This is a genomic window from Pengzhenrongella sp., from assembly GCF_036565025.1.
Taxonomy (GTDB): Bacteria; Actinomycetota; Actinomycetes; order Actinomycetales; family Cellulomonadaceae; genus Pengzhenrongella.
This window is the reverse complement of the sequence record NZ_DATCNW010000290.1, coordinates 1-9,255: the sequence shown is the minus strand read 5'-3', so window position 1 is coordinate 9,255 and position 9,255 is coordinate 1. Positions and strand designations below refer to the sequence as shown.

Below are 9,255 nucleotides of genomic sequence, written 5' to 3'. Positions count from 1 at the left end.
CGTCTGGCGCACCAAACCTTCCCAAAACTGGATCGCTCCCGCTCGGGGCGGGCCCGCACGCAATGGACGTAACTTGAGGTCCACGCAGGCGGGATCCAGAGGAGGATCCCCGCTCGGGGGCGACTGGCAGGGGGTCCTAAGTTACGACCATTGGGTCAGGCCCCCACTCGGGCGGAGGGGAGTCGGCGCATAGCGGTCGCTTTGCGCTGGAACGCGTCGTTGCGGCCAAGCCTTCGGTGCAGACACAACCCAGAGCGCTCCGAGCGAAGCCGTGGGCTTCCTCCGGGGGTTGGTCCGGGTACTTCATGCTCCATAGGCCATGAGCGGCTCGGACGATGACTACGGTTGATGGCATGGACCAGAGCCCCGTCCGCCGCAGCGCATCGATTGCCTATGTCTCGGCTGCCGCAGTCCTATCCATTTTGTTCGTCCTCGTCTGGGTCTGGATCGTTGGCGTATTCGTTGGAGGGCCGACTGCGGACCCATTTCTGGGCACACTCTTCTGGTGTGGTCTTCCGGCCGCGGTGTTGAGCGTTGCCGGTTATGTTGCTTGGCGTCGGAAGCTTCACAACCTTGCAATAGCTGTCTGGGCGGGCGGCATCGGTACTGCTGGTTGGCTTGCCTTACCTGTGTTCTTTTCTCTCTACATGGGCCAGTCGTCCCTCTGACGCTGAATCGGCAAGTCGCCTGCGCCGGAGGTGACTCGTGGGATCACGCCCCACGCGGGCCCTCGTGGTTCATCCACATCAACATTCGTCAACTGTCGCCACGTGCCGGGTCGTCGGCGACCTCGACGCCCGAGTCCCTCGACATCGCTTAGCGGTCCTCAAGTGCTGTTCTCATCAGGGACCGGGCGATCGTCTACCTGCTGTGTTTACCGGTCTGCGCCGCGAGGAACGGTCACCCTCGACCTGGACCAGATCCGCCCGAACATCCCCACCGCCCTGCGGACGGTGCATGGCGGCAGCTTGTGACAAGTTCGTTGGCACTGGGCAAAGTCAGTTGTCACTGTGCCAACGATCTTGTCAAAAGTGCCACGTTCGTTGTCACTTCACACCGGTCAGAACTCCCAGTCGTCGTCCTCGGTGTTGACAGCCTTGCCGATCACGTACGAGGAGCCCGAACCCGAGAAGAAGTCGTGGTTCTCGTCGGCGTTGGGGCTCAGTGCGGACAGGATCGCCGGGTTCACGTTGCACTCGTCCTTGGGGAACAGCGCCTCGTAGCCCAGGTTCATCAGGGCCTTGTTGGCGTTGTAGCGCAGGAACTTCTTGACGTCCTCGGTCATGCCGACGCCGTCGTACAGGTCCTGGGTGTACTCGACCTCGTTCTCGTAGAGCTCGAAGAGCAGCTCGAAGGTGTAGTCCTTCATCTCCGCGCGCTCGGCCTCGTTGAGCTTCTCGAGCCCCTTCTGGAACTTGTAGCCGATGTAGTACCCGTGCACGGCCTCGTCCCGGATGATCAGCCGGATCAGGTCGGCGGTGTTCGTGAGCTTGGCTCGCGAGGACCAGTACATCGGCAGGTAGAAGCCGGAGTAGAACAGGAACGACTCGAGCAGCGTGCTGGCGACCTTGCGCTTGAGCGGGTCGTCGCCGCGGTAGTAGTCCATGACGATCTCGGCCTTGCGCTGCAGGTTCCGGTTCTCCTCGGACCAGCGGAACGCGTCGTCGATCTCGCGCGTCGAGCACAGCGTGGAAAAGACCGAGGAGTACGACTTCGCGTGCACGGACTCCATGAACGCGATGTTCGTGTACACCGCCTCTTCGTGCGGGGTGATCGCGTCAGGGATGAGGCTCACCGCGCCGACCGTGCCCTGGATCGTGTCCAGCAGCGTCAGGCCGGTGAAGACGCGCATCGTGAGCTGCTGCTCGGCGGGTGTCAGGGTGGCCCAGGACTGGATGTCGTTGGACAGCGGCACCTTCTCGGGCAGCCAGAAGTTACCGACCAGCCGGTCCCAGACCTCCGCGTCCTTCTCGTCCGGGACCCGGTTCCAGTTGATGGCCGAGACCCGGCTGATCAAAGGCAGCTTCTCCGACATGCGCACTACTTCCGTTCTACATAGTCGCCGAGAGTGGAGTAACCGCCCTTGGAAAACCCTTTCCTGGGGCGGTTACTCCACTCTCGGCGGAGGTTGGTCTTAGAGCATGCAGCTGACGCAGCCGTCAACCTCGGTGCCTTCTAGGGCTAGCTGGCGCAGGCGGATGTAGTAGAGGGTTTTGATGCCCTTGCGCCAGGCGTAGATCTGGGCCTTGTTGATGTCGCGTGTGGTGGCAGTGTCCTTGAAGAACAGCGTGAGCGACAGGCCCTGGTCCACATGCTGGGTGGCGACGGCGTACGTGTCGATGATCTTCTCGTAGCCGATCTCGTACGCGTCGGTGTAGTACTCGAGGTTGTCGTTCGTCAGGAAAGGCGCCGGGTAGTACACACGCCCGATCTTGCCCTCCTTGCGGATCTCGATCTTCGACGCGACCGGGTGGATCGACGACGTCGAGTTGTTGATGTATGAGATCGACCCGGTGGGCGGGACGGCCTGCAGGTTCTGGTTGTAGATCCCGTGCTCCTGCACGGACCGGGACAGCTCGCGCCAGTCGTCCTGGGTCGGGATCTGCACGTCGGCCGCGGCGAAGAGCTCGACGACGCGCGCCGTGGCCGGCTCCCAGACCTGCTCGGTGTACTTCGTGAAGTACTCCCCGCTGGCGTAGGTCGAGTCCGCGAAGCCCTCGAACGACTTGCCGCGCTCGATGGCGAGCCGGTTCGACGCCCGGATCGCGTGGTAGGCCACCGTGTAGAAGTACAGGTTCGTGAAGTCCAGGCCCTCGGCGGACCCGTAGTGGATCCGCTCGCGGGCGAGGTAGCCGTGCAGGTTCATCTGGCCCAGCCCGATGGCGTGACCGCCCTCGTTCGCGCGCTTGACCGACGGAACCGACTCGATGCTGGTCTGGTCCGAGACCGCGGTGAGCGCGCGGATGGCCGTCTCGACCGTCTTGGCGAAGTCCGGGGAGTCCATCGCGAGCGCGATGTTCAGCGAGCCGAGGTTGCAGGAGATGTCCTTGCCGATGTGGCTGTAGGACAGGTCCTCGTTGTAGGTCGACGGCGTCGCGACCTGCAGGATCTCCGAGCACAGGTTCGAGTGCGTGATCTTGCCGGCGATCGGGTTCGCGCGGTTCACCGTGTCCTCGAACATGAGGTACGGGTACCCGGACTCGAACTGGATCTCGGCGAGGATCTGGAAGAACTCGCGCGCCTTGATCTTCGACTTGCGGATGCGCCCGTCGTCGACCATCTCGGCGTACTTCTCGGTGACGTTGATGTCCGCGAACGCCTTGCCGTACACGCGCTCGACGTCGTACGGCGAGAACAGGTACATGTCCTCGTTGTTCTTCGCGAGCTCGAAGGTGATGTCCGGGATCACCACGCCGAGGGAGAGCGTCTTGATGCGGATCTTCTCGTCCGCGTTCTCCCGCTTGGTGTCCAGGAACCGCAGGATGTCCGGGTGGTGCGCGTGCAGGTACACCGCGCCGGCGCCCTGGCGCGCGCCGAGCTGGTTGGCGTAGGAGAACGAGTCCTCGAGCAGCTTCATCACGGGGATGACGCCCGACGACTGGTTCTCGATGTGCTTGATCGGCGCGCCGTGCTCGCGGACGTTGGAGAGCAGCAGGGCGACACCGCCGCCGCGCTTGGAGAGCTGCAGCGCGGAGTTGATGCCGCGCGCGATGGACTCCATGTTGTCCTCGATGCGCAGCAGGAAGCAGGACACCGCCTCGCCGCGCTGGGCCTTGCCCGAGTTGAGGAAGGTCGGCGTGGCCGGCTGGAACCGGCCCGCGATGATCTCCTCCACGATGTTGAGCGCGGACTCCTCGTTCCCGTCGGCGAGGGTCAGCGCGACCATGCAGACGCGGTCCTCGAAGCGCTCGAGGTAACGCTTCCCGTCGAAGGTCTTCAGCGTGTACGAGGTGTAGTACTTGAACGCGCCGAGGAACGTCTGGAAGCGGAACTTCTTCGAGTACGCGAGCTTGAACAGCGTCTTGACGAAGGCGGCGTCGTACTTGGCCAGGACCTCCGGCTCGTAGTACTTGTTCTCGACCAGGTAGTCGAGCTTCTCCTTGAGGTTGTGGAAGAAGACCGTGTTCTGGTTGACGTGCTGCAGGAAGTACTGGTGCGCCGCGGCCTTGTCCTTGTCGAATTGGATCTCGCCGTTCGGGCCGTAGAGGTTCAGCATCGCGTTGAGCGCGTGGTAATCGAGCCCCGCGTCTACGCCGGTATCTGCTGCCGTTGTCGTTGCCAAAACTGGTCCAATCCATCACGGACGCGGGTGACGTCCTGCGGGGTGCCGAGAATTTCGAAGCCGTACAGGTACGGCACGTCGCACTTCGCGGCGATCATCGTGCCGGCGATGCAGTACGCGGTGCCGAAGTTGGTGTTGCCGGCCGCGATGACGCCGCGGAGCAACGACCGGTTGTGCGCGTCGTTCAGGAACTTCCGCACCTGCCGCGGGACGGCGCCGCCCTCGTGGCCCCCACCGTAGGTCGGGACCACCAGGACGTACGGCTCATCGACGTGCAGAAACTCGTCGGCCGGCCGCAGCGGGATGCGCTGCGCAGGGATCTGGAGCTTTTCGACGAACCGGTGCGTGTTTTCGGAGGTGCTCGAGAAGTAGACCAGCGAACTCATCGTGCGTGGACCCTCCTCGAAGCCCCCGCGAAGGGGGCGTGGTGCTCGGCTCGCGTCAGGCGACCGCGGCGCGCTCGGTGAGGGCGGCGATCTTACCCGGACGGTAGCCCGACCAGTGCTCGTCGTCGACGACCACGACGGGCGCCTGCAGGTAACCGAGCGACATGACGTAGTCACGTGCTGCGGGATCCGCGGCGATGTCCACGACCGTGTACGGCAGCGAGAGCTTGTCGAGCGAACGGTAGGTCGCCGTGCACTGGACGCACGAAGGCTTGCTGTAGACGGTGATACTCATCGTTCCCCCAAGTTCAGGTGCGCGGTGTGCGCTCCGCCTTAGGCGGTCCTCAAACACTACACCTAGTGGTCTGTCGCGCAAGGGACCACAACACTTGGTGTTTCAACGGTGTAGTTCGTGCGCATCTGCCCTGACCTGTGGTAGGCATCTGGGACCCGTCGGCGCTCGCCGGCGCACACCGGTGAGAGATGCTGTCCCGGTGCAGATCAGCGCGCTCGGAGCCCTCGTGATCGACGGTCGGCCCGTCGAGGGAACCCGCCTGCCCGCCGACTTGTTCCCGCTCCTGCTCGCCCGTGGACGCATCGTCCCGGCGGGCGACCTGGTCGCGGCGGTGTGGGATGGCGCACCTCGGACTCCCTGCCGCCGCACGACGCACCGGCGCGGCGGTGGTCAGTGGGCGGGGTCGGGCGCCATCGTCTCGGTGCCGACGACGGCGAGCAGCCGGAGCTTGCCGGCGGCCTCGCTGCCGGGGGCGGCCGTGTGGGCGACGATCCGCAGATCGCTCCCGGCCGCGGTGAGCACGTCGCAGTCGAGGGCGAGGTCCCCGAGGTCGGGGTGGTGCACGGTCTTGGTGGCCGACCCGTGGAAGCCGACGGCGAAGGCGTCCCACAGCTGCGCAAACCTGGTGCTGACGGAGCGGAGTTCGGCGATGAGCGAGCGCAGGTCGTCGTCGGCCGGGTACCGGGCGCTCGCCGACCTGAGGTCGGAGACCATGGCGGCCTCGAAGCTGGCCTCCTGCTCGGGCGTGTGGCCGATACGAGTGGGCCGACCGGCGAAATGGGACCAGACGACGTTGCGCTCGCGTCCGCGCCGCTCGGACGGGTCCCCCACGAGCGCGGCCCACAGCGGGTTCCAGGTGATCAGGTTCCAGCCCGCGTCGCAGACGCTGACGGGCGTGCCCTGCAACTGGTCGAGCAGCCGCGGCACACCCGGCGGGATGTACGCCGAGATCTGCCCGGTGGAGGGCACCGGCTGGCCGGCGAGCAGGTACAGGTGCTCGCGCTCCGACTCCGACAGCCGCAGCGCGCGGGTCAGGGCGCCGAGGATCTGGACCGACGGCGTCGTCGCCCGGCCCTGCTCGAGGCGGACGATGTAGTCGACCGAGATGCCCGCGAGCAGCGCCAGCTCCTCGCGCCGAAGGCCGACCGCCCGACGAGGTCCCCCCGCCGGCAGCCCGACGGCGACCGGGGTGACCCGGTCCCGCCAGCGGTGCAGGCGACGCCCAGCTCGCCGGGTCCGGTTCCGCGCGGATCGCCGGGTCCGGCCGCGCGCGGGTCGCCGGGGTCGGTTGCGCGCGGATCGTCGGGGTCGGTTGCGCGCGGATCGTCGCTCATCGAGTCGGTGTTCCTGGCGATCCGGCGATTTCGACCCGTCCGAGCCTGGTACTGCTGGTCCCTCGGCTGACCCGGGCCCTTCCTGCGCCCGGCCGCGCCGACGACGCTGGGCGCATGACAACAACACTGATCACCGGAGCAAACAAGGGGCTCGGCCTGCAGACCGTCCGTCAGCTGATCGCGGCGGGGCACACCGTTTACCTCGGAGCGCGCGACGCCGAGCGCGGGCAGCGGGCGGCCGACGAGGTCGGAGCCCGGCTGCTGCTGATCGACGTCACCGACGACGACTCCGACGCCGCGGCTGCGGCGACGGTCCGCGACCAGGTCGGACACCTGGATGTGGTCAACAACGCCGGCATCATCGGGGGAACCTCGCCCGCCGACACGACCGGCCCGGACATCCAGCGAGTCTTCGACACCAACGTCTTCGGCGTCGTGCGGGTCATGCACGCCTTCCTGCCGCTGCTCGAGGCCGCCGACACGCCCGTCGTCGTGAACGTCAGCAGCGGTCTGGGCTCGATGGCCGTCACTACCGACCCCGCGCGGTTCGAGTCGACGATCCGCTCGCTGGACTACAACTCGTCCAAGTCCGCCGTGAACATGCTCACCTCGCAGTACGCCAAGGCGTTCCCGGCGATCAAGGTCAACGCGGTCGACCCCGGCTACACCGCGACCGACCTCAACGGGCACAGCGGTCACCAGACGATCGAGCAGGGCGCCGAGATCATCGTGCGGATGGCCCAGATCGGCGCCGACGGCCCGACCGGCGGCTACTTCGACTCGGCCGGAACCGTCGCCTGGTAACCCTTCGACCGCAGACTGCGCACATCGCCGTCTTCTGCGCACATCCGATGTGCGCAGGGGACGGCGATGTGCGCAGTCTGCGTGGGCCGTGGGCCGTGGGCCGTGGGCCGTGGGAGGGCGGGCGGTGGGTACGGTCGTCGGGTGGCAGATCAGGGGGTCGACGCGGTTGTGGTGGGGTCGGGGCCGAACGGGTTGGCGGCGGCGGTCACGCTGGCCCGGGCTGGGCTCGAGGTGCTCGTGCTCGAGGCGAACGACACGGTCGGGGGCGGCGCACGGACCCTCGACCTGGGCCTCGCCGACGGGATCTTGCACGACGTGTGCTCGGCGGTGCATCCGCTCGCCTGGGCCTCGCCGTTCTTCCGCGAGCTGGGGCTGGCCGAGCGGGTCGAGCTTGTCGTCCCGGAGGTCTCCTACGCCCAGCCGCTCGACGGCGGCCGGGCCGGCCTCGCCTTTCGCGACCTGTCGCGCACCGTGGAGTCGCTCGGCGTCGACGGCCCCGCGTGGCGTGGGCTGTTCGCGCCGCTGGTGGACCGGTGGCCCGACCTGGTCGCCCTCACCCTCAGCGACAAGCGGCACCTGCCGGCGGGCCTGCTGCCGGGCGGGGTGCCCACCGCGGTGCGGCTCGCGCTCGCGGTGCTCGAGCAGGGCACGCGCAGGTGGCAGGGCAGCTTTCGCTCCGAGGTGGGGTCGGCGCTGCTGACCGGCGTCGCCGCGCACGCCAGCACTCCCCTGCCGTCCCTGGCCGGGGCGGGCACCGCGCTGCTGCTCGGGACCCTGGCCCATGCCGACGGCGGCTGGCCCCTGCCCCGCGGCGGCTCCCAATCGATCATCGACGCGCTGCGCGACGAGCTGGCGGCGCACGGCGGACGCGTGGTGACCGGTCACCGGGTCCGCACGCCCGGGGACCTGCCCCGCGCGACCGCGTACTTGTTCGACACGACCCCGCGGACGTTCCTGGACGTGTTCGGCGCCCGGGTCCCGTCCGGGGCCGCGCGGGCCCTTGCGGGGTTCCGGTACGGGAACGGGGCGGCGAAGGTCGACTTCGTGCTGGGCGGCCCGGTCCCGTGGGCGAACGCCGACGTCGGGCGGGCCGGGACGGTGCATGTGGGCGGCACGCGCGTGCAGATGGCGACGGCGGAGGCGTCCGTGGCGGCGGGCCGGCACGCCGAGCGGCCGATGGTGCTGGCAAGCGACCCGGCCGTGCACGACCCGGGCCGGATCGCCGGCGGGCTCCGGCCGCTGTGGACCTACGCGCACGTCCCCGCCGGGTCCGACGTCGACGTGACGGACGCCGTCGTCGCGCAGGTCGAACGGTTCGCGCCCGGCTTCCGGGATGTCGTCGTCGCCTCGCGGTGCGTCCCGGCGGCGCAGCTGAGCAGCCACAACGCCAACTACATCGGCGGCGACATCGGTGCCGGCGCGATCACCCCCTGGCAGATGGTCGCCCGCCCGACACCATGGATGAACCCGTACGCGACAGGCGTCGACGGCGTCTACCTCTGCTCGGCGTCCACCCCGCCCGGCCCCGGCGTGCACGGCCTCAGCGGCTGGTACGCAGCCAGGCACGTGCTACGCAAGAAGTTCGGGTCAAGCGGATAGAAGTCGACTCCCGGTGCGCAACGAACGACCGGTGGGGTGCGAGAGGGTCTGCCTGTTCGCCAGACCCAGACCCCTAGGTGTTTGGAACGACTCGCTAGGGTGAACCACCCGTGATTTGGAACGTCGGGCACCTCGGAACCCCCCACCTTTTGGCACGTCTCTGGGTAGGTTCCCACCTATGAGGGATGACGAGATCCGCCGGACGCTGGCCGTGGCCAACCCCTGGTGGGCCAGCGCAGCCGCCGGGACGGACCCGACGGCTTGGACCTCCACGCACCGACTGCTGCGAGAGCGTGCCGCCACCGACCTTGGCTACCGTGCCACGATTCTCGATGATGTGGCCGCTCAAGCGCCCGACGGACGGCTGATTGTGCTCACCGGACCGCGTCGAATCGGGAAGTCGGTGGCGCTCATTGACAGCGGACACGAGAAACTTCCCGGAGGCGGCCAAATAGTTGCCCGGTGGCGGACATGAAAGTTGCCCGCTGGCGGTCATGAGATCTGCCCGACACGACGTTCGTTGCCTCGCCGCTTGCGGCGGTTGAGGCCCCTCCT

At 67.6% G+C, this 9,255-nt stretch carries 8 protein-coding genes; 3 read left to right on the top strand and 5 right to left on the bottom strand.

All coding sequences use genetic code 11. The annotated features are described in order from the left end of the window. Positions 1 to 353 precede the first annotated feature (353 nt). Entirely contained in the window at positions 354 to 668 is a 315-nt protein-coding gene (locus VIM26_RS16910) for a hypothetical protein (protein WP_331953274.1), read from the top strand. Positions 669 to 1,060: 392 nt separating this feature from the next. Here the strand turns inward: VIM26_RS16910 and nrdF are convergent, their stop codons facing one another. The 5 genes from nrdF to VIM26_RS16885 form a co-directional block, all read right to left on the bottom strand. Beyond that, complete coding sequence (gene nrdF, locus VIM26_RS16905) at positions 1,061 to 2,035, bottom strand: class 1b ribonucleoside-diphosphate reductase subunit beta (RefSeq protein WP_331953272.1); 975 nt, start codon at positions 2,033 to 2,035, stop codon at positions 1,061 to 1,063. 99 nt (positions 2,036 to 2,134) lie between these two features. Further along, positions 2,135 to 4,282 carry a class 1b ribonucleoside-diphosphate reductase subunit alpha gene (gene nrdE, locus VIM26_RS16900; protein WP_414696506.1) on the bottom strand — a complete coding sequence of 716 codons (2,148 nt, stop codon included), beginning with the start codon at positions 4,280 to 4,282 and terminating at the stop codon, positions 2,135 to 2,137. Further along, entirely contained in the window at positions 4,249 to 4,668 is a 420-nt protein-coding gene (nrdI, locus tag VIM26_RS16895; protein ID WP_331953270.1) for a class Ib ribonucleoside-diphosphate reductase assembly flavoprotein NrdI, read from the bottom strand. The genes nrdE and nrdI overlap by 34 nt, the downstream gene beginning before the upstream one ends. A 55-nt stretch (positions 4,669 to 4,723) precedes the next feature. After that, a complete protein-coding gene (gene nrdH, locus VIM26_RS16890) occupies positions 4,724 to 4,963 on the bottom strand; it encodes a glutaredoxin-like protein NrdH (RefSeq protein ID WP_331953268.1) in 240 nt (79 codons plus the stop codon). Between the two features lie 390 nt (positions 4,964 to 5,353). Next, a complete protein-coding gene (locus VIM26_RS16885; protein ID WP_331953266.1) occupies positions 5,354 to 6,424 on the bottom strand; it encodes a helix-turn-helix transcriptional regulator in 1,071 nt (356 codons plus the stop codon). On the opposite strand from VIM26_RS16885, the gene VIM26_RS16880 reads away from it, so the two are divergent. Both VIM26_RS16880 and VIM26_RS16875 read left to right on the top strand, forming a co-directional pair. Then, positions 6,412 to 7,101, top strand: a complete 690-nt coding sequence (locus VIM26_RS16880; protein ID WP_331953264.1) for an SDR family NAD(P)-dependent oxidoreductase — start codon at positions 6,412 to 6,414, stop codon at positions 7,099 to 7,101. The two genes, VIM26_RS16885 and VIM26_RS16880, sit on opposite strands and share 13 nt — an antisense overlap. Before the next feature lie 141 nt (positions 7,102 to 7,242). Next, positions 7,243 to 8,700, top strand: a complete 1,458-nt coding sequence (locus VIM26_RS16875) for an NAD(P)/FAD-dependent oxidoreductase (protein WP_331953262.1) — start codon at positions 7,243 to 7,245, stop codon at positions 8,698 to 8,700. Positions 8,701 to 9,255: the final 555 nt, after the last annotated feature.

Bases quoted from the DNA above. Each gene is read 5' to 3' on its own strand.
- VIM26_RS16910 (WP_331953274.1), top strand. From the start codon at position 354: ATGGACCAGAGCCCCGTCCGCCGCAGCGCATCGATTGCCTATGTCTCG.
- nrdF (WP_331953272.1), bottom strand. From the start codon at position 2,035: ATGTCGGAGAAGCTGCCTTTGATCAGCCGGGTCTCGGCCATCAACTGG.
- nrdI (WP_331953270.1), bottom strand. From the start codon at position 4,668: ATGAGTTCGCTGGTCTACTTCTCGAGCACCTCCGAAAACACGCACCGG.
- nrdH (WP_331953268.1), bottom strand. From the start codon at position 4,963: ATGAGTATCACCGTCTACAGCAAGCCTTCGTGCGTCCAGTGCACGGCG.
- VIM26_RS16880 (WP_331953264.1), top strand. From the start codon at position 6,412: ATGACAACAACACTGATCACCGGAGCAAACAAGGGGCTCGGCCTGCAG.